Annotated in this window: 16 protein-coding genes; 7 read left to right on the top strand and 9 right to left on the bottom strand. The window is 42.0% G+C overall.

The features are described 5' to 3' along the window. Positions 1-887: 887 nt before the first annotated feature. The 3 genes from BJP37_RS40470 to BJP37_RS32685 all read left to right on the top strand — a co-directional run bounded on the left by BJP37_RS40470 (position 888) and on the right by BJP37_RS32685 (position 6982). Entirely contained in the window at positions 888-1058 is a 171-nt protein-coding gene (locus BJP37_RS40470) for a hypothetical protein (RefSeq protein WP_158069863.1), read from the top strand. A gap of 171 nt (positions 1059-1229) precedes the next feature. Next, entirely contained in the window at positions 1230-2579 is a 1350-nt protein-coding gene (locus tag BJP37_RS32690; protein WP_075905265.1) for a hypothetical protein, read from the top strand. A 44-nt stretch (positions 2580-2623) separates the two neighbouring features. Next, positions 2624-6982: an nSTAND1 domain-containing NTPase gene (locus BJP37_RS32685; RefSeq protein ID WP_075905263.1), complete on the top strand. Its 4359-nt coding sequence runs from the start codon at positions 2624-2626 to the stop codon at positions 6980-6982. Here BJP37_RS32685 and BJP37_RS32680 read toward each other — a convergent pair. Further along, positions 6979-7722, bottom strand: coding sequence for an alpha/beta fold hydrolase (locus BJP37_RS32680; RefSeq protein ID WP_143727911.1), 744 nt, complete (start codon positions 7720-7722; stop codon positions 6979-6981). The genes BJP37_RS32685 and BJP37_RS32680 overlap by 4 nt on opposite strands. Before the next feature lie 436 nt (positions 7723-8158). Between BJP37_RS32680 and BJP37_RS32675 the strand changes: the two genes are divergently transcribed. Next, positions 8159-9820, top strand: a complete 1662-nt coding sequence (locus BJP37_RS32675; RefSeq protein ID WP_075905259.1) for a C25 family cysteine peptidase — start codon at positions 8159-8161, stop codon at positions 9818-9820. A 139-nt stretch (positions 9821-9959) separates the two neighbouring features. Here the strand turns inward: BJP37_RS32675 and BJP37_RS32670 are convergent, their stop codons facing one another. From BJP37_RS32670 to BJP37_RS41830, 3 genes are all read right to left on the bottom strand, one after another. After that, positions 9960-10808, bottom strand: coding sequence for an enoyl-CoA hydratase/isomerase family protein (locus tag BJP37_RS32670; RefSeq protein ID WP_075905257.1), 849 nt, complete (start codon positions 10806-10808; stop codon positions 9960-9962). 654 nt (positions 10809-11462) lie between these two features. Beyond that, entirely contained in the window at positions 11463-12338 is an 876-nt protein-coding gene (locus BJP37_RS32665; protein ID WP_075905255.1) for a Uma2 family endonuclease, read from the bottom strand. Between the two features lie 132 nt (positions 12339-12470). Further along, complete coding sequence (locus BJP37_RS41830; RefSeq protein ID WP_198954251.1) at positions 12471-12653, bottom strand: hypothetical protein; 183 nt, start codon at positions 12651-12653, stop codon at positions 12471-12473. Between the two features lie 211 nt (positions 12654-12864). Between BJP37_RS41830 and BJP37_RS32655 the strand changes: the two genes are divergently transcribed. After that, positions 12865-13461 (top strand): Uma2 family endonuclease, encoded by a 597-nt coding sequence (locus BJP37_RS32655; RefSeq protein ID WP_075905251.1) that lies wholly within the window; start codon positions 12865-12867, stop codon positions 13459-13461. A gap of 497 nt (positions 13462-13958) precedes the next feature. Here the strand turns inward: BJP37_RS32655 and BJP37_RS41825 are convergent, their stop codons facing one another. Then, positions 13959-14111, bottom strand: a complete 153-nt coding sequence (locus BJP37_RS41825; protein WP_198954250.1) for a hypothetical protein — start codon at positions 14109-14111, stop codon at positions 13959-13961. A 51-nt stretch (positions 14112-14162) separates the two neighbouring features. On the opposite strand from BJP37_RS41825, the gene BJP37_RS32645 reads away from it, so the two are divergent. After that, on the top strand, positions 14163-15998 hold the full coding sequence (locus BJP37_RS32645; protein WP_075905249.1) for an aspartate kinase: 1836 nt from the start codon (positions 14163-14165) through the stop codon (positions 15996-15998). Here the strand turns inward: BJP37_RS32645 and BJP37_RS37970 are convergent. The 3 genes from BJP37_RS37970 to BJP37_RS32635 form a co-directional block, all read right to left on the bottom strand. Further along, on the bottom strand, positions 15995-16303 hold the full coding sequence (locus BJP37_RS37970; RefSeq protein ID WP_143727910.1) for a hypothetical protein: 309 nt from the start codon (positions 16301-16303) through the stop codon (positions 15995-15997). The genes BJP37_RS32645 and BJP37_RS37970 overlap by 4 nt on opposite strands. Before the next feature lie 33 nt (positions 16304-16336). Continuing rightward, positions 16337-16975 carry a peroxiredoxin gene (locus BJP37_RS32640; RefSeq protein ID WP_070396150.1) on the bottom strand — a complete coding sequence of 213 codons (639 nt, stop codon included), beginning with the start codon at positions 16973-16975 and terminating at the stop codon, positions 16337-16339. Positions 16976-17177: 202 nt separating this feature from the next. Next, positions 17178-17324, bottom strand: coding sequence for a hypothetical protein (locus BJP37_RS32635; RefSeq protein WP_229415527.1), 147 nt, complete (start codon positions 17322-17324; stop codon positions 17178-17180). 214 nt (positions 17325-17538) lie between these two features. On the opposite strand from BJP37_RS32635, the gene psbU reads away from it, so the two are divergent. Beyond that, on the top strand, positions 17539-17994 hold the full coding sequence (psbU, locus tag BJP37_RS32630; RefSeq protein ID WP_075905247.1) for a photosystem II complex extrinsic protein PsbU: 456 nt from the start codon (positions 17539-17541) through the stop codon (positions 17992-17994). Between the two features lie 235 nt (positions 17995-18229). On the opposite strand, the gene BJP37_RS32625 is transcribed toward psbU, so the two are convergent. Beyond that, on the bottom strand, positions 18230-21274 hold the full coding sequence (locus BJP37_RS32625) for a plasmid replication protein, CyRepA1 family (protein ID WP_075905245.1): 3045 nt from the start codon (positions 21272-21274) through the stop codon (positions 18230-18232). Positions 21275-21404 lie beyond the last annotated feature (130 nt).

Raw genomic sequence — 21404 nt, 5'->3', positions numbered from 1 at the left:
CGGGAATCGGGAATCGGGAATCGGGAATCGGGAATCGGGAATCGGGAATCGGGAAATGCGATCGCTTTTAGCGGCTCCTACGAAGCATCGCGTAGCGTGACCAAAGGTCAATCGCATTTCCTTACTTTACTGCTTGGTTATTTGGTTTTTCTATTTGGGCTGGGTAGTGATGATGCGATCGCGTAGCGTGGCCTACGGCCAATCGCTACAGTCAACACCTCACCTATCTCTATTTGTCTTGATACTGTGATCAAATTTATTGAACTTTAGCAATGAGTATTTATACGTTATTTGAAGCTTACAAATGAGTTGTAAAACTAGATTGTGATTTTCGCTAAACTAAAAAAACTTGTATTCCTTACGGCTCCTAATTGTTCGGAGTTTTATGTTTTATAACTCTTGCAATTATTTGTTTACATCTCCAATATAAATACAATAGTAATTGTCATTTACTTCAGGTTACTTCACCCTGCTTCAGAGCAATTCATCGACACTTCATGCTCTACTTACTACTTCGTACTACCAAGACAAAAAGCCCTGAAACCCTTACTAATTCGTTGTTGTGAATTATCTCTCGTAAAAGTTTTTTATAAAATTAATAAACTTAACATAAGTTAACTAAAATAGTCTTAATTGTGTGTAATACTGTTTTTGGAAAGTAAATTAGCTATCAATAACAAATTGATAGCCATCAAAGCTGATCATCAAAAAATAAACTACTCGAATCAGACATAGGGTGCATCTCATATTTGACACTATTGCTAGTGGTGCTTTAGGGGGGCGTTAATGTTTCGCCTCGTAGCCAGGGTTAGGTTGCTGCCCTTAACGCACCAATGCTGGATCAAACAACTTTTAGGAGTTGAGTAGACGTTCAGTTAGGTAAAATCATGACCGCTACTAAGTTAATTGAGTTAAACGATGGCACGTTGATAGAAGTAGAGGTGCCAGAAGACCAAGCCCAACAGATTTCTAATCGATGCGCCGATAAGGTTAGTACAACCTTTGATAAAATCAAGCCGATTTTATCAAAAGTTGTCGCCCTATTACTGCCAGGGTAATCCCATTTAATTTGGTATAAATTGCACTTCACAAAAGCCCTGGTGTATAGGTTAATAATTTATCTCTCATCAAGGATAACCTCGGATGTGTAAAGGGTTGTATTTTCTAGTCACTCATCATTGCAAGATGACGATTAGTAAATAGAACTCACAGACTTAAAATTTAAGAAGATGCCTATCGATAATTTACCTGAAATTGTCCTGCAAGGAGGACAATCCGTAAACTATTACCTAGTAGCTTTTGATCAGTATGGTAATGAGCAGGAAAGGGGTGAGATGAGCCAAAAATTGGTAGAAATTTTGGCTAACGAACCAATTACAGATGTTTTTATTTTTAGTCACGGTTGGATGGGAGACGTTCCAGCTGCCCGTCATCAATATAGAAACTGGTTAACTGCGATCGCTGTTCAAAAAACTGACTTAGCTAAAATGGAGCAAGTTCGATCAGGATTCAAATCTTTATTTATTGGACTGCATTGGCCTAGCTTGCCCTGGGGAGACGAGAATTTGGAACAGGCGGTATCTTTTGATGCCACATCTGGAACTCCAATGGAAAACTTGATCAACCAATACCAACGAATAGCAGATACTGAAGTTGCCAAACAACCCCTTCAGACTATTTTATCGGCAGCAATGGAAGATATGGAACCGCCAGAACTGCCCTCCAATGTGCGAGAGGCTTATGAACAACTAAACCAATTGTCTGGTTTGGGTCATGACGGTGAAGGTGCAGCTCCGGGAAATGATCGAGAGCCTTTTGATCCCGAACAAATCTACCAAGCTTTTGAGGAAGAGTTTGCAGATGAATCCTTTGATTTTGGTAGTGGCTATAGTTTAAGAGGATTACTTGCACCTTTGAGAATCCTTTCTTTTTGGAAAATGAAGGAACGGGCGCGTCAATTTGGAGAAAGTGGCGGTTCTCAACTATTGAAGCAACTACAAGAAGCTGCACCAGAAACTGTACGATTTCATCTAAAAGGTCATAGTTTTGGTTGTATTGTCGTTTCTGCAATTTTGGCAGGTAAAGGTGGAAAGGGTGAACTTGTAAGACCTGTGAACTCTTTGGCACTACTCCAAGGTGCGCTTTCTTTTTGGTCTTACTGCTCTGAAATTCCAGTTATTTCAGACAAAAAACCCGGTTACTTTCACTCAATTATTGCAGAGGGTCGAGTAGCAGGGCCAATTATTACAACTCAGTCAGAGTACGATACCGCAGTGGGTAAAATGTATCCACTGGGAGCAGGTGTTGTTCTGAGTGAGGTTGATTTTGCACCAGGGCAATTACCCAAGTATGGTGCTCTGGGAACGTTTGGGGCGCGAGGGTTAGGACTAGATATTGTCGATCTAGAGATGTTACCTCAGGATATAGCTTATTCCTTTGAAGCAGGTAAAGTTTATAACATTGAAAGTAGCAAGTATATTTGTAAACATCTGCCAAATGCAGGTTTAGCAGGTTCTCATAGTGATATTTTTAAACCTGTAGTGGCTCATGCAGTTTTGGGTGCGGCGATAGGTCAATAGAATTTAATACAGTTGAATTTTTTTTCTATTTTGGAGGTTAAAAAATGGCACGATATGCCCTTGTAATTGGTATTTCAAAATATGATGATAAATATTTTTCGATGTTGAACAAGGCATATACAGATGCTTCTGCAGTTGCAGAGGTGCTGAATAAAGATAAAAGATACAAATATGTTAAAGTCTTAACGGATAACGTTACTACAAAAAAAATAGCTGATACTTTGAAAGAGTTTTTGCAGAAAAAAGCAGATTTCAATGAAGCTTTAATTTATTTTACTGGACATGGCTTTCAAGTTTTTGATTCTCTAGATATTGAGGAACCAACTGGATACATAGCAACTGAAAATTGTACCGTAACTTTGGAAGATGAAAAGATTACGGCGCAAAAGGGAGGTTTAGCCCTCAGTGCTCTGAGCAAACTGATAATTCAATCAAACTTGAGCAACCTAGTACTATTACTGGATGCTTGTCACAGCGGTCTTTTTCTAGAACAAAACTTAATTGAAAGCTCACTTCAAGCATTCAGCTCTAAAACAGATTATTGCCTGATTACGGCTTGTCGTAGTAGTGAAGCAGCAATCGTAAAAAAACGGGAGAAACACAGTGTTTTTACAGGTGCTTTGTTAGAAGGATTATCTAACAGTAATGCTGATGAACAAGGTGCAGTAACAGGAGATCGCCTATTTGATTTTATTTATCGAGACCTCCACAAGAGCAGACAGGAACCTATTCGCATGGGGCGTGGACGTTCTATTGTAATTGTGCAGCATGATTCTCCTCATCAGCTCGCCACGATAGAACCTATCAGAGATGACAATGGAGATATTCTCTGTCCCTATCAGGGTTTAGAGGTTTTTGAATCTGAAGAAAAAGAATTCTTCTTTGGTCGAAAAGAAGTCACTGAAAAAATAAAACAAAGCCTGGAAAACACTAATTTTGTACCAATTATTGGGACATCAGGAAGTGGTAAATCCTCAGTCGTTAGGGCTGGCTTAATACCTTGGCTAGAAGAAGAAGGAAACTGGCATATTTTAGAACCGATTAAACCCGGAGATTTCCCTTTAGAAGAATTAAGGGAAATATTCAAGCCTTTTTTCAAAGGTCAAAAAAAACCAAAACAACTCAAAGAGCTAATAGAGAAACATCCTCAAGGATTGATTGAACTGACGAAACAACTTCCGGATACTAAAGAGTTTCTTCTCATCGTTGACCAGTTTGAAGAAGTTTTCACGGTCTGTTCTGATGAACAAGAGCGGCAACGATTTATTGACTTGCTAACTCAGGTAGTTACAGTTTCTGACTGTCGATTAAAAGTTGTCACAACAATGCGGGCAGATTTTTTATCATCCTGCTTAGATTATTCAAAATTAACTCAGTTGATACAGACTCAAAACCAATTGATGCCACCCCTAGAAGGAGCAAACTTAGAAGCAGCGATTGTTAAACCTGCTATACGGCAAGGATATCGTTTGGAGAAAGGATTAATTGGAGAAATAATGACAGATGTAGGAAAAGAAAAGGGAAGTTTACCTTTGTTAGAGTTTGCATTAACGCAACTTTGGGATAAACGTGATCAAGGACAAAATTTGTTAACTCTAGAAGCCTATAACCAAATCGGTAGCTTGACTGGCGCACTAAACCGCCATGCAGATAAAATTTATCAGTATCAACAGGATTACGAAGAATTCCCAGGAGAACTAAGAGATGAGCAGCAAAAAGAATGGATTAGGAGAATCTTTCTGCGACTGGTACGAACGGGAGAGGGGACTAAAGATACTCGTCAACGTCAACCCAAAGCAAAATTATTATCAACTATTGAATTAGATTCAGAGAAACAAGAACAACTCTCTGAATTGATTGAATATCTAGTCAAAAGTCGTCTCCTAGTAACAAGTAAAGATGAGATTGATCTAGCTCATGAAGCTCTTATTGAAGGTTGGAAAACTTTTGCAAATTGGCTCGGTAACAGTCAAGAAATTAGAAAAATACGAGATAAAATTGAAGACCAATTTGAAGAATGGAAAAAATCAACCAATAATGACAGTCATTTAATTATGGGTGGCTTATTATCTCAGGTAAAATATGATCAGTATTATTCAAAGTTAAAGGTTGAATTAGATGATGAAGCCTTCAATTTTGTAAATCTTAGTATTAAATATGAAAAAGATCAACAAGCAGAGAGAAGAAAGATCTTAATCAGCAAAGAATATTCTGAGATTGATGCTTTGGTTTCACTGTCAAAAGCACAACTATCTTTGAATGATCAGATCTCTTCTCTTGTGACTGCATTAAAAGCGTCTAAACGAACTAGAGAATTAGAAGCTAAATCTGAGGAAATTAATCGAAAGGTTGTGGATGCTCTCAGACAGGTTGTTTCTACGATTCAAGAACGTAACCGATTTCATGGACATAGTCAGCAGATTGAAGATGTTATTTTTGCTTCAGATTATAACTTAGTGGTCTCATCAGGAGGAGATAAAACAGTTAAGATTTGGAGTTACTGTGGTAAATTGCTAGCCGATTTAAAAGGACATAAAGGTTGGGTTAATAGTGTTGATATTATTCCGCAAGATAGAAATCGTTTTCTAGTGGTTTCTGGTAGTTCAGATAAATTAATTAAGATTTGGAACGTTACATACCAGTTAAATGAACAAGAAAACTCAGTTGAGTCCGTTGAGTTTGAATGTCTGAGAGATTTAAAGGGACATAAAAGCTGGATTTTCGATACTGCTGTAGCTGTAAATAAACAGCTAATCGCCTCAGCCGGGAAAGATGGTACAGTCAAAATTTGGACAATTAGTGGAGATTTAGTCAACACAATCCAAGTTGGAGATCCCAATAGTGAAGCAAGAGAAGTATGGAGTGTTACCTTTAGTCCTAATGGTGAGATTATAGCAACAAGTGGAGAAGATCGAATTGTTAAATTATGGGATCTCGAAGGAAATCTGTTGAAAGAGTTGAGAGGTCATGAGCACAGAGTCAGGACAGTTGTATTTAGCCCAGATGGACAGCTTATTGTATCTGGCAGTGATGACTGTACGATGATTTTTTGGAATCAGAATGGAGATATTATTAAAAAAGTTACTGATTTTGATGGTCATGTCAATTGTCTACGATTTAGTAGAAGTGGATCTATTTTAGGTGCTGTAAGTGATGATCGAACAGCTAAACTCTTTGATTTACAAGGCAATATACTAAAGACATTCAAGGGACATCAAAGTCGTGTTAAAAGTTTAAGTTTTAGTCTAGATGATAAAACCTTAGCAACTGCAAGTTGGGACAAAACAATAAGATTATGGAGTTTAGATCAACAAATTCATACAGTAATTAAACATCATACGGATCGAGTTTTAGATGTTAACTTCAGTCCAGATGGTCAACGACTAGTTACAGGCAGTTGGGATATGTCAGCTTGCGTATGGGATTTAAATGGAAAATATCTTCAAACTCTCGATGCACATATTGATAAAGTCAATGGTGCTAATTTTAGTCCAGATGGCGAATTGATTGTAACAGTTGGTTCCACAAACGATCGAACCGTCAAAGTCTGGAGTAGTGATGGTTGCCTAAAACAATCACTCCAAGGACATGAAGACTATATTCGTGATCCCAGCTTTAGTCCAGATGGAAAATTTATTGTTACAGCAGGAGGAGATAAGACAGTGAGAGTATGGACTCTCAATGGAGATCAATACATTGAATACGCTACTTTAGGAGGAGAAAACGGTCATACTTCTGAGGTTCGAGGCGTAAGTGTCAGTCCAGATAGTCAGTGGATTGTTTCAGGCGGTAAAGATGGATATATTAAATTATGGACTCAGGATGGGATTTTAGTTAACTCTCTTAAAGCACATGAACAAGAAATTTGGAATGTTGTATTTAGTCCAGACTGTGAAGAAGATGATCAAGTATTAATGGGAACAGCCAGTGAAGATAGAACTGTTAAAATTTGGAAATTTAATCAAACATTAGGAAATTTGGATCCTATTCTAGTTCTAGAAGGTCATACAGATCGGGTTTCTGATGTTGTATTTAGCCACTGTGGAAAGCTAATTGCTACTGGAGGGGCTGATAAAACCGTTAGACTATGGAGTCGGAAAGGAACTTTGCTATCTACTTTAGAAGCTCATACAGATCGAGTCATGGCAGTCGATTTTCATAAGAATGGAGAATTTATGGTATCAGCAGGAGTTGATGATGTAGTTATTATTTGGAATATAAAAGCACAGGTTGAAATGATGAAGCTAGAAGAAGAAAATACCAATGATACTGAAATAGATTTATCAGAGTTAGATAAACTAACACAAAGAGGAGGTGAATGGGCGCGTAATTTTATTGAGAATAATCAACAAGAGGTTCGAGATGAAGACAAAGATTTATTAACTATTCTACAATCTAACTAAGAATCGAACAGATTTCCAGGAGAAACTAGAAATGCATTTTCGATAGTATCTATTTTTTTGATAGTCTTTGTAGACTTATAATTCAGTAAGTTTTCTAAAGCTTCTTTGGGATGTAGATCGTCGTATAGAAAATCCTGTTCTAACAAAATAATTGGTTGAGTAACATTTTTCAAAACTTCTAGATCTAGTTCTGAAACCGAAGCTCCCATATAAAGTTTTTTAGATATTTCCCATCCAGTATGCTCCAAATTTTGTAAAATTTCATATGAAGTCTTGTCTCTGATTTTATCTAAAAATTTATAAAAATTGACCTCATCTATTATAGATTGGGCAATACCTGCATATTTTTTTTGTAGATTTTCACGTAGACTTTGAAACCGTGGAATTCTATAGAGAACTAATTTTGTAACCAAATTAGGGACTAGAACAGCAGTGTAAATTGCAATCATTGCACCTTTAGAACTACCAACTAATGTAAATGGTTGATTAATAGATTTTAAGGCTGTTGCAACACACCGACCATATTCTTTCCAAGTTAGCATTGTCCCATGACAAGTGGGATTTAGCTCAGCGTCTTTATATCCTGGTAGAGTAATTAAACAGGTAATAAAAGGTCTGACTGATTCAATCGGAAGGGCATCTCCAAATAATTCAGGAATATAAGCAATATTATAATTAGGATTTAGCTTTCCATCTATAATTACTGCACCTAAATGAGTCATTACTGTTTGTTTATTCAAAGTATTTCCTCTAGCTATATTTTTTAACGGGCGACAAAATAGCCTGAAATCCTTAGTATGTCAAGCTAGTCGATTTTTGTGGTAGAAAAAAGGTAGGTGTTCTATTTGGGGCGCATGTCATTTATACAGAACATTTGTACTAAAGCTATACCTGTTCGTGTTTTTGAGCATGCTCTGATAGTATATAGTTCATCTGTTCTGCAACTTTGACCTGCTCCCTTCTATTTGTAACAAAGTTCAACTATTGATAGTGTAACAAAATTTACCTATTGATAATTTTCTTATCATTATGCTAAAACCCAGAAATGTTGAATACATTATCAAGACAACGAAAGTATTATCAACGAGGTATAAGGGCGCTTATTGCTTATAGAATCTGCGTTTTAACTTCTTTCGTCGCCCCCTCAGCTATATTTCATTTTTTAACTCTATTCAAATGAACAAAAAAATACTATATTTTAACGGAATTAATGGAGCAACAGGAGAATATTTTTTTCACCCTTTTTCTTTGAAAAAAATTGCTAATGTTGCTCGTGGCGAACATTTTGATTCCCATCATCTGACAGAACTTAAAGATCGCAAGGAAAGAGATGAATATCAACCAATGGGGCCAATTGAAGGGATTGATCCCAAGAATTTGGCTGAGACAGGTTGGGGAGTCATTTTTGCCTATGAGTATAAAGATAGTTCTAGGTTACAAGCAGAACAAATCAAAGATGCTCTTAAGGAATTATTACAGCATCGTCGTCAACAAGCAACTCAAGTTCATGAAAACTTCTATCGAGAGTATATTGACTCCAGAGCCTACCGTACCAATGAATCCAAAGTGGACTTTCTTACACGCCAAAGAGTTGGCTCAGGTCCTGCTAATCCCAATAAGATGCCCTATTATCTCTTAATTGTGGGCGATCCAGAATCGATTCCCTATCACTTTCAATATCAGCTTGATGTACAGTATGCTGTGGGACGGATTTACTTCGATACATTGGAGAAATATGCCCAATATGCTCAAAGTGTGGTGCAGGCAGAAATTAATCCTCCAAATCTTCACCGTCGAGCTAGCTTTTTTGGAGTCAAAAATACTGGTGATTACGCTACTGAGCAAAGTTTTAAATATTTAGTTCAGCCCCTTTCCGATAAGGTCAAGATAGATCAGCCAGATTGGTCAATTCAAACCTTGCTGGACAAAGAGGCAACAAAAGCTAGTCTAAGCCAACTGCTTGGAGGTTCAGAAACCCCGGCTCTGCTGTTTACAGCGAGTCATGGCGTGTGTTTCCCCAAAGATCATCCTCGACAGTTGCTTCATCAAGGTGCATTAATTTGTCAGGATTGGCCAGGCGTATTTCGGGAGTCTGAAAAAAAAGAATTAAACCCTGATATCCATTATTTTTCTGCGGATGATATTGGTGATGATGCCCAAATACATGGACTAATTGCTTTTAATTTTGCCTGTTATAGTTCGGGGACGCCAAAATTGGATGATTTTGCTCATAGGACTGGTCAACAGAGATCTGAAATTGCTCCCTATGCTTTTATGGCTCAACTCCCCCAACGTCTTCTGAGCCACCCTAAAGGTGGAGCATTAGCTGTAATTGGTCATGTTGAACGAGCCTGGGGTTATTCCTTTAAATGGAAACGGGCTGGACAACAAACAGAGGTTTTCGAGAGTACTTTCAAACGTTTGATGGAAGGTCATCCTATTGGCTCAGCAGTAGAGTTTTTCAATGAACGTTATGCAGAATTGTCTTCTGATTTGAGTCATGAGTTAGAAGAAATGAAATATAAAACTTTGGTTAAAGATGAAGATTTGGCATATCTCTGGACAGCCAATAACGATGCTCGAAACTATTTGATTGTCGGCGATCCAGCAGTTAAGCTTTGTGGATTAACAAATGAAATCTCTAACACTGAACAGATAGCCTCCAAGCAACAAATTGAGCTAAAACAAGATATCCAAGATGATATTCAGAATTTAGTTACAAATTTGGAAAAACAAGTTAAAAGACTAAAACAGCGGGTTGATGGACTGGAACTAGATCTAAAACATCTTCGAGAGCAGAATGATTTATTACGTCAACAAATCAATGACAATTTCTAAACTTAAATTGCTCAGAATACTTTCAAAATACACAAAAACAGGATACCAGGGTAAATGCATCTTGTCAATAAACCCGGAGTAGTTATCAATAAACCCAGGATGGTGGGGGCATGCGCCCCCGTCAGAATCTTTTGGACAATTATTCTTTTACGTCCTGAACTTTGACCAGCATATCCGGCCAGGAGCGCTGATTATCCATATCAAACTGTGCACCTTGTTCATCTGCCCACTTGAAGCGTTTAAGGGCCGGAGTTTGGCTGGTTGCTTGATACAACCAATAAGCTTCAGTGCGCAGCGCTTCTTCAATTGGCAGATCGATAGACTCATAAACGGCCTGTTTAGTGGCATTGATCGACTCCGACGGCCAAAGGGCAATACGTTTGGCAAGATCTTCAACAAAAGGTCCGATCTCTTCGGGATCCAAAGCACGGTTGATCGTACCAACCCTTTCCGCTTCATCAGCATCAAAATCACGGGCACCCAGAACAATCTCAAGGGCACGACCAAGACCGACTTGGCGCGCCATACGGGATGCACCACCACCGCAAGGTAGGATGCCCATACCAACTTCCATCTGCATGAATCTAGCTTTACCGCGAGCTGCGAAACGCATATCGCAAGCAAGGGCAAACTCATGGCCTCCACCTCTGGCAAAGCCTTCGATTTTGGCAATGGTCGCCTGAGGCAGTTTGCTAATTCGCTCTAGCACTACCTGTAGATCTAACAACTTCACCTCGTCCCGTGAAACAGCTTTTCCTGACATATCTTTCAGGAAATTAGTATCAGCATGGCACACGAAAATCTCAGGATGCGCTGATTGGAAAACCACAACTTTAATATCCCTGTCAGCTTCCAATTTCTGAGCTAACATATTCAGGTCAGCAAGCATTGGCAGCCCCTGAACATTCACAGGTGGATAATCAAACGTGACAGTGAGAACCCCATCATTAACTTCAGCGTTAAACGTTGTAAACCCTTCATAGTTCATTGGTATTGCTCCTGGTGTTGGTTAATGTTAGAATCCTTCGAGGGCATTCTTGCCGATCACAGGATCACTCTCCTGAAGCTCATCAGCCGTTTTAAGACAGTCTGGATCATAACATAGCTGAATTACTATGGCACTCGGCTAAAGAATACTTAACGCATCCTCTTTTTGAGTCTGTTGAAAAAGGGGTTTGAGTCGCAACCATGCAAGAAGTTACGCTAATAACTGTAGCAATTAAACCCTTTAACAATTAGGAGCCTCAAACCCTTGAAATCTCCTTCTCTTTTTACGTACCAAACAAACCTTGGTTTAACTGGTAAACTCTTTCAGATACAAAATTTCACAAATGCTAGGATCTCAAACATAATGCATCGCTGTCTAGGAATCAAAAACGCGTTCGCTTTTAGCGGAAGCGAAGCTTCATCGCGTAGCGTGGCCATAGGCCAATCCCTAAAACAACTATATATCGTTAATTATAAGTATTTATACTTATAAAGTACCTTCAAGTTTGTTCTCCCGACTCCCTTTGCTAAATAAGGGTGCATCTCCTACCTTTTGGTGGTGCGTTACGGGGCTACTGGCTACGACATTGAATATCATGGCAATCCCTCCCCTAACGCACCCTATGCACTTACACCAATCCCTTACGCGATCGCTTCAAACTTGATCAGGATCCACTCCCATAGCTCGTAAACGAGCAGCCAGTTGCTCAGCTCGTTGTTGAGCTTGGGCTAATTGCTGTTGAGCTTGAGCTGCTTGTTGTTGAGCTTGGGTAGCTTCTTGTTGAGCTTGGGTGGCTTGTTGTTGAGCTTGGGTAGCTTCTTGTTGAGCTTGGGTAGCTTCTTGTTGAGCTTGGGTAGCTTCTTGTTGAGCTTGAGCTGCTTCTTCTTGAGCTTGCACAGCTATCTCTTCAGCAGTAGGTAGCACAATTCCCTCTAAAGTAGCCCAACGTAACCAAGTCGTATCAACATTATTTTTATAAACCCCTTGCCAACGGACTAAGGCTAATTCTAACCTTTCGCTAATTAGTCGTCCTTGTTCATCTTCAGTTAAAGGCTGATAGACGCCATTGTGCAACCTAAATCCCGCAAAATCCTCTGGATTAAAGGGGTCGTACCAAAAATATTCTGGTACTCTGACTTGGTCTTGATAAACTACTTTTTTAGTAGTTTTATCCGTGTTAGCTGTACTGTCAGAAATTAGCTCAATAATCACATCAGGTGCTTTACCTTCTTCCCAAACTACCCAACTTAGTCGTTCGGCTTTGGGAACTCCAAGCACTACAAATACATCCGGACCTCGGAAGTCTTGATTCTTAATTTGTTCTGTACTGAAATAAAGAAACATATTACCCCCAAAATAGCCATCCTCCCGCTGGGCTAACCAAGGGTATAACGGGTCAGTCAGCAATTCCATCTGAAGTTTATGTCGTTCCGTTTCCATAGGAATACCGTCATCACAAGGAAGTTCATATTGAGTTGGCGGTATAGGAGGAGTATTAGGCACAACAGCAGAGGTCATAGTTTTAGACATAGTGGTGGTATTTCCTACTCAAATTTAACGCCTATCGCTAAGGTATCGTTGAAACTCGCCAAAAAACCCAGCCGTTGGTTCTGTCTTTTTTGACCAAACTATGGTATTGGAGTTGCTACACTATAGCGGTTTTCAATTTGGTGAGGTACAACTTTTAGGGAACAGGGAACAGGGAACAGGGAACAGGGAGCAGGGAGCAGGGAGCAGGGAGCAGGGAGCAGGGAGCAGAGGGACTTTTGGCAACGTTACACAAGTTAATACTGTGAGGTTTATTTTTGTCCAGGTACCTACACTAGCTATTCTATTAGTAGTCAATTTTTAGAGGACAACATCGGAATAGTTTAGGGTCGCAAAGGTCAATCGCTAAAACAATTCTATAGCGTTAATTATAATTATAAAATACACTTAGGTTTCTACTCCCTACTCCCTACTCCCTACTCCCTACTCCCTACTCCCTATTCCCTACTCCCTACTCCCGACTCCCTACTCCCGACTCCCTACTCCCTACTCCCTTTCCTAAACAATAATGACCACCTTAACCCTTGATCTCCAATCAATTAACCTTACCGACGAGCAATTTTTCCAGCTTTGTCAAGACAACGACGATTTGAAATTTGAACGCAATGCTAATGGAGATTTAATTATTATGTCACCCACTGGCGGCAGCACAGGAAACCGGAATGGTAGATTAAACCAACAGTTGTTTAACTGGAGTGATTCCGATCGCGTAGCGTGGCCTTCGGCCTTTGGAACTGGCATTGCTTTCGATTCTTCCACTGGTTTTAAACTCCCCAATGGAGCAGACCGTTCTCCCGATGCTTCTTGGATACCCTTAGCACGCTGGAATAGTTTAACTCCTCAACAGCAAGAGAAATTTTTGCCCCTATGTCCTGACTTTGTGATTGAATTACGTTCGCCCAGTGATACCTTAATAGCAATTCGCAAAAAAATGGAAGAATACCGAGACAATGGCACTCGTTTAGGTTGCTTGATTAATCGTAAAGAGCGACAAGTGGAAATTTATCGACCAAGTAAAGAGGTTGAAGTTTTAGAGTCTCCCACTAGTTTATCGGGAGAAGAGGTTTTGCCTGGTTTTGTGTTGTATCTTGATTTAATTTGGTGAAGGTTTCTAAGCAGTCAGCGGTCAGAGGATATCTGAAAAGTTTTTTGATACTGAATTTTGCCCCCCTAGCCCCCCAACTTTGGGGGGAACAAGAGTCCATTTGCTTCTACAAGTCCCCCAAAATTGGGGGACCCACGGGGCTTGGATGTAGCAAATGGGACTTCTCAGACAACCTCTCAGCGGTCAGTAGTCAGCGGTCAGCGGTCAGCGGTCAGCTATCTTGCTTTAAACCTGTATGGTCTTTTTTTTTATTTCCAATAAAACTCCGGATATCTTTTGCATTTTGCCTCTTGCCTCTTGCATTTTTCGGCAATCGATGACTTGACAACCCAGATACAAAAGCTGATTGCTGAAAGCTGATTGCTGAAAGCTGATTGCTTCCCTAGAAACAAGAGACTGAAAAAATTTTTGTTTGTTGACAATTATTGATGATTTTGTTAACGTATCCAGGGAATTACGATGTAAGCAGTCAGTAGTCAGCGGTCAGCTTATTTTATTCAAAAGCACCGATAAGTAGCGTGGCGACAAGCCTTTGGCTGTGCCCGTAGCCCATCAGCTGATACCTGACGGCTAATAGCTGATAGCTGATAGCTGATAGCTGACGGCTGATAGCTGACGGCTGATAGCTGATAGCTTACATTACGATTCACTCAATCCTGGAAACGGGAGTCAAACAACGAAACAAATAGTGGAATAAGCTTATGGCGCTAGTTGTCCAAAAATACGGTGGTACCTCGGTGGGCTCTGTGGAACGCATACAAGCCGTTGCCCAGCGAATTCTCAAAACAGTGCAACAGGACAATTCCGTGGTAGTGGTGGTGTCGGCTATGGGTAAGACTACCGATGGTTTGGTACAACTAGCGAAAGCCATATCCTCTAATCCCTGTCGTCGGGAAATGGATATGTTGCTATCCACCGGTGAGCAAGTGTCCATTGCTCTATTATCCATGGCCCTACAGGAATTAGAGCAACCAGCTATTTCCCTCACTGGCGCTCAAGTGGGTATTGTAACAGAAGCTAAACACAGTAGCGCTAGGATTCTGCAAATCGAAACCGAGCGGCTGGAGCGATGTTTGAAGGACGGGAAAGTTGTAGTCGTTGCTGGTTTCCAGGGCATCACCAGCACTGATGAGTTAGAAATCACTACCCTAGGTCGGGGTGGCTCTGATACTTCAGCCGTAGCCCTAGCCGCAGCACTGGGGGCATCTCGGTGTGAGATTTATACCGATGTACCGGGGATTTTAACCACTGACCCCCGGATTGTACCGGATGCTCAACTGATGCCGGAAATTACTGCTGATGAAATGCTGGAATTAGCTAGCTTAGGGGCAAAAGTCCTCCATCCCCGTGCCGTAGAAATTGCACGCAACTATGGTTTAACCTTAGTGGTACTATCCAGCTGGAGCGATGAGCCTGGAACTAGAGTAATTTCCCCAACCTCTCCCCCCCGTTCCTTAGAGGGGTTGGAAATTGCTCGACCAGTCAATACCGTAGAATATGACACCGACCAGGCAAAAATAGCCCTATTACGAGTGCCCGATTCCCCTGGTGTAGCAGCACGGTTGTTTGGTGAAATTGCAGTTCAAGACCTAGATGTAGATTTAATTATCCAGTCCATTCACGAACAGAATACTAATGATATTGCCTTTACCGTCAATACCCCTATGATCAATCGAGCGGAAGCAGTAGCCGAAGCCATTGCTCCCGCCCTGCGTCGCCAAACCACCCCCGATACCCAAGAAGCAGAAGTAATGGTCGGTAGGGATATTGCTAAAGTCTCGATCACTGGGGCAGGGATGATTGGACGTCCTGGGGTTGCAGCTCAGATGTTCCAGGCTTTAGCCGATGCCGGTGTCAACATTGAGATGATTTCCACCTCCGAAATCAAAGTCAGCTGTGTGATTGATGCTGTCGAATGCGATCGCGCGATCGCGGCCTTGTGTAACTGTTTCGATATCAACAATACCCCCATTCATCTACCCATTGCTGATCAAGCAGCAGATAGTGACCACTCCAGCGAGATCACCCATCCCCCCGTTCGAGGTGTAGCCCTAGACATCAAGCAAGCCCGTCTAGCCATTCGTCAAATTCCCGATCGTCCAGGCATGGCAGCCAAGATATTTGGAACCTTGGCAGAGCACAATATTAGTATTGATATGATTATCCAGTCCCAACGCTGTCGAATCATTAATGGAATTGCCACCAGGGATCTTGCCTTCACAGTACCTCAAGCCGAAGCAGAAATGGCTCAGAAAGCTCTACAACAGATCGCACCAGTGATTGGGTGTAGTGAAATTCTCCTGGATGCGGATATTGCAAAAGTCAGTATTGTCGGTGCTGGCATGGTTGGCCAACCAGGGATCGCAGCACAAATGTTTGCTGCCCTAGCCCAGGAACAAATCAATATTCAAATGATTGCCACCTCAGAAATTAAAATTAGCTGTGTTGTTGCCCAAGATCAAGGAGTGCGAGCATTGCAAGCTATTCATAAAGCCTTTGGTCTTGCTGGAAGCCAAAAAATCCAGGTTCCAGCTTAGGACTCTAGAGAGGGGGAAGTGTGGGAAGATAGGGGAGTGTGGGGAGATAGGGGGATAGGGAGATAGGGAGATAGGGGGATAAACCAAAATTTCCTTTCTTGATGCAGTCGCTCATGGGGGGAACCCCCACTCGCGCTTTGCATCAAGACAATGACTAACAATTCGTGATTCGGATATGAGGGGATGTTTCGATAAATAGGCGCGAAAATCCTGACTATTTGCCTAAAATTATCCCCATCTCCCCATCTCCCCATTCCCCTCCTGGGAGGGGAATGGGGTGGGTCCCCATCTCCCCATCTCCCCACACTTTTATTCTGGGTATTCAACCGAACTTGATATTACTTGTTAGGTTGGGGTGTCATCCGCAGATAGGGCTTAATTACCTCATATCCTTTGGGAAACCGTTCCTTCAACTCTTCTGGATCTTTGATGGATGGTACAATAACGCAGTCATCCCCGTCTTTCCAGTTAACGGGAGTAGCGACTTTATAGTCATCGGTCAACTGTAGGGAGTCAATCACTCGCAGGATTTCGTCAAAGTTACGACCGGTGCTAGCAGGGTAGGTTAACACTAACCGCAATTTCTTCTGTGAGTCGATGACGAAAACAGAGCGTACGGTTAGGGTATTGTCAGCGTTGGGGTGGATCATATCGTAAAGGTCAGACACCTTTTTATCTGGATCCGCCAAAATCGGGTAGTTGACCGTTGTTGTCTGGGTTTCGTTGATATCTCCAATCCAGCCTTTGTGGGAGTCAACATCATCCACGCTCAAGGCTAGCACTTTAACATTGCGCTTCTCAAATTCGGGCTTGAGTTTAGCAACCATACCTAACTCGGTGGTGCAAACTGGGGTGAAGTCGGCTGGGTGAGAAAACAGCACTACCCAGCTATCTCCTGCCCATTCATACAAATTAATCTCACCTTCGCTAGAATTCTGAGTAAAGTCGGGTACGGTATCCCCCAATCGTAGAGTCATGGCTAAATCCTGTTGCTATTTGTTCTTCTCAGGATAGTTATCGTCCCACAAAAGTCAGGTTTATCCCTCAGCTTTTAGATCTATTTTAGGATTTGCTTAGGAATTCGTTATTCAGCGGTCAGCGGTCAGCGGTCAGCGGTCAGCGGTCAGCGGTCAGCGGTCAGCGGTCAGTGGTCAGCGGTCAGCGGTCAGCGGTCAGCGGTCAGCGGTCAGCCATTCGCAAAGCGTGGCCATAGGCCAAGGCCTTTAGCTGTTCCCGTAGCGTGGGCGTAGCGCTTAAGCTGATAACTGATAGCTGATAACTGATAGCTGATAGCTGATAGCTGATAGCTGATAGCTCATAGCTCATAGCTCATAGCTCATAGCTCATAGCTGATAGCTCATAGCTCATAGCTTACAAAGCAACATTTGTCAATGAACTAGGGTGGGAATCGTCTTCTCGAAAAAGTTTAGGTCTTGTGTCTGGACTTCGATATTATGAGATGATGAGAAACAAAAATTAAACTAAACCCACAGAGATTAATTTCTCTTAGTGCTGTGTTGTGTAAGTAAGGAGTTTTATGATGAAAAAATTGGTTCATCTGGCAGTGTTATGCCTTCTAGTGCTTAGCTTGGGGTGCTTGGGCTTACCCCAAAATGCGATCGCTTCCCCTATGTCTTCAGCAGACACATTTTCGTTAAATAACTTAACGTTGCCCTCATCTACCGCTTTAATCGCTCGTTCCCGGAGCAATGCGGCTGATCGCAAGTTAGGCACCGAGTTTGGTAAGAAGACTGACCTGAACAATACTCCTTTGCGTAAGTTTCGCAAATATCGCGGATTCTACCCAAACTTGGCTCGTAAGATTGCTGATAATGCTCCCTACGAGTCAGTAGAAGATGTTCTGAACATTAAGGGACTCAGCGCAAAGCAGAAGAAAAAGTTACAAAAGGAAATTGATAAAGGTAATTTTACCGTGACTAAGACCTCAGAAGTTTATAATGCGGGCGACGATCGCGTTAATCCTGGCGTGTACTAATAACGCCATTGGTGGTTAGCTTTAAATTTCCTGTCTCAAAATAAAGCTTTTCTAGCTGAGCGCTGAGCGCTTAGCTAGATCAATCCAGGGTTTAAAGGGCTTTGACTCAGCTGAGCACAAAAACTAGCTGGAATAGTTGACGGTACGTGCTTGTCCGTCAAGGTAATAAACTCCGAGACAGTTGTGTTGATTATCCCTAAACATTCAGACTAAAAATTAAGACTAAACATTAAGACTAAACATTCAAACACAACTGAACATAATTACTGTTTTCTGAATCCACTGACTGAGTGTTACCCGACCTAGGGGATAAATCATTATCCAGCCAAATTTCACTAGTGCCTAATCTCTGACTATCACTAGCTAACCACCTCTGGAACACTTCCATCCGACCATCCTCTGGACTAACTAGCTGATAGACTCTGAACCGCTTTTTCCCTTGGCTCTGATAACGAATACACTGCAAGCCATAACCGATTTTATCTAAGAAGCGCCTGATAATAACAATCGGAGTTGCTTTCTTAGCTAGTCCTATTCCCATGATGGTTTTGATAGCACAACGGTTTGCTAATGCGATCGCAGCCATCTCCTGCAAGTCCTGATCAGTATTTTTGAGTTCTCGTTCCAGATTTTCTAATAGAATTGGTATCCCCAAAACCTTCATGGTACCAATCATTGCTCCTAGCACAGCACGATTGAAATCCGGTAGAAATATACTCCCTTGACCTTGCTCAATTAATAGTCGCGCTACCTTAGCATCCCGTTCTGCCAGATGTTGCCGACCGATGGTAAGAAAATAATGGAGCCGTAGCTGCTGATACCAGCCTTGGTCATCTTTCACTACCAGTTCTGGTGTGACTGGGATGGCATAACGCTGCTTTAAATCGTACTTCCGTAGTGAGCGACGCTCCGATGGTGTTTTGACTAGGCGTTTGCTAATCGTTTGATATTGGCTATTACTGAAGTCTTGACTAGATGCGATCGCATTACACTCAGCCTGATAGTTTTGGTCTCTAACTGCAGTAATCGCTGCCATCAGAGCATTCTGTGCTCCCAACTCTTCCGCTTGGGGTGAACCCTTAGACTTCTTTTTCCCAGCTTTAGTGGAACTGGCTGGGGAAACATCCATCACCAGATGACCTTCAGCACGCAATCCTGCTAGCACCGATTCCCGATAGCTCACCATTGCCGCATTGAAGCGGACAGCCATTTTAGCCCAGCACATCAAGGATTCTGCTTGAAAGCCTGTATCTAAATCATCCACAGCATCGAAATCCGATTGTTGTAGCAACCGAATATTCATTTGGGTCAAACGCTGTCCAGATGCCAGCAGTGAGGATAGAGAGTTCGAGCCATTACCCACTCGATTAAAGCCATAAGGGGCTACCCAGATGAACCGGGGTAGATTTTCTCGGATTCGCCCTAAGGTTTGTCTGACACTATTTTCTCCTTGCACCCCTTGGGCAATACACCACACAGAGGTAAAGTGTCCCCGCAGATCAATACTCACTCCCGTTTCAATAGCAGGACTAGCTAATACAATGTCATACTCCCCTAAAACATTGTTGAGGTTATTGATACACCCCATGGCTGGATGACTGGTTTCACCAAGGGATTCCGAATCAATGCGCAATATCCGGAGGTCGGGAAATTGCTTTTTTAGGTACGCTTCTAGAGTGCAAGTACCCCATTGGCTCTTCGGTTTTTGAGCAGAAAGACACACAAACGGTTTGCCTCCTTGAGCAATGTGTGCTTCTAGCTCTCGCACTAGTCTTTTTGGTGTGCTATCGGTATAGTTATGAACTTGCCAGGATCCGTCAATGTTCGGTTTCCAGTCATTCTCAATGATGAAGGGTTCCAGGTCAACTCCAGACAAGGTCAGTAAGTAATCTATCGATATATCACTCAAGTCCGCATCCGCAATATAAACTTGACCAGACCCCCCCAAGACATTCTGGATTAGGGTTTTCAGGGATTTGAGAATAGCAACCCGATTACTCTGACAGGTGCTAGAGTTCAATCCATGCCAGAGCACTTGCTCCACTTCATCGATAATCACTACACCATCAGACCAGTTAGCGGCATTGAAGCGAGCCTGAGAATTACCATGCAAGGAGTCGAGACATAAACCATAACCTAACACCCCTTGCTTCTGATCATCCCTGACCTCAGTGATATACTTGATGCCAAAGCGTTGGCACAATGCTTCTACTAATCGCACCCGATGACCAAGCACCAATACCCATTGGTTTCGGGCTAGGGCTTGAGAGACAATTTTTTCTAGTAGTTGGGTTTTTCCAGTACCCTTAGGGGATTTAATGCCAATCAGTTGGGCTGTATCCGGAATCGGAAGTTCTTCGAGATAGCGGCAATTTACTTTAAGGTTAGCTCCATAGGTGAGCTGGGTTAGGGATTTAGCTTTCCAAGTATCCAGGGGGAGTGCTCGTTGGTAAACTTGCTCAAAGGTCTTCTGACCTTGATCAGCAATTAAATCATCCACCCCTTTGCCTAGCTGGGCATCCCAAGTAATCACCTTCACAGGGCAACCGGCTTGATTGAGCAGATATCCCATTCTACGAATGGCAGCATTGACAGCTTTGATCGTATTTGGTTTCGAGTCTTGGTCAAAGACTATGTAAATTGGTCGCTCCGGAGTAGCTAGTTTCCGTAGTTGAGGAATCAAGTCAGACTTCCCAATCCGATTTCCCTGGGCATCCCTACGGATTCGATACCCCCCATTAATTCCTGGTAATGCGATCGCAGCGTAACCAGCAGTCAGTAAAGCTCCAGCTTTCTTAGCGCCCTCAGTAATACACAACGGAATCGAGGGGTGAGAGATTAGCCACTGCCAAAACCCTAGATCGGGTTGATTGTGGTCAAGGTCTGTGGGGAGAATAGTAAAATCATTGCGTTCAGCAATCCGTTGCCACAGGTGGAAAGGTACTCGCAGAGCAAACAAGCCTGTGGGGGTTTTGGGGGGATGTTCATATTTTATTAGCTTCCTAGTTTCCCCACTGTGACGGGGTTGGCTGGGTTTGAAACAGCCCCAAATATCCTCCTGACCAGTAAGCAAGTCAATACCAGAACACCACCATCCCCCTTGTTCGAGGTGTTGATAGCGTTTCAGAATCGAGTTTAGCAATCGACCATCATTGCGTCTGGGCAGGGAGTCGGAATAGAAGAGATACTCAAATGGGCTAGAGCCTTCGAGAGACCTTACATTGAGGCGAGTCAGCTGTTCATCAACACTACTAGCTGTCCACTCCTGGATATGGTTCATGGGTTTGGGGAAGACTCTGGCAGAGGTCACGCTATATCTAGTGGTTTAATCTTTAACTTAAGGAATATAACACTATTTGTGACCTAATAGTTGATTTTACTTAATGGTTTAGATTTTGTTTACAGTTGAC

The organism is Moorena bouillonii PNG, assembly GCF_001942495.1.
Lineage (GTDB): Bacteria > Cyanobacteriota > Cyanobacteriia > Cyanobacteriales > Coleofasciculaceae > Moorena > Moorena bouillonii.
This window is presented reverse-complemented; position numbering and strand designations above follow the sequence as displayed.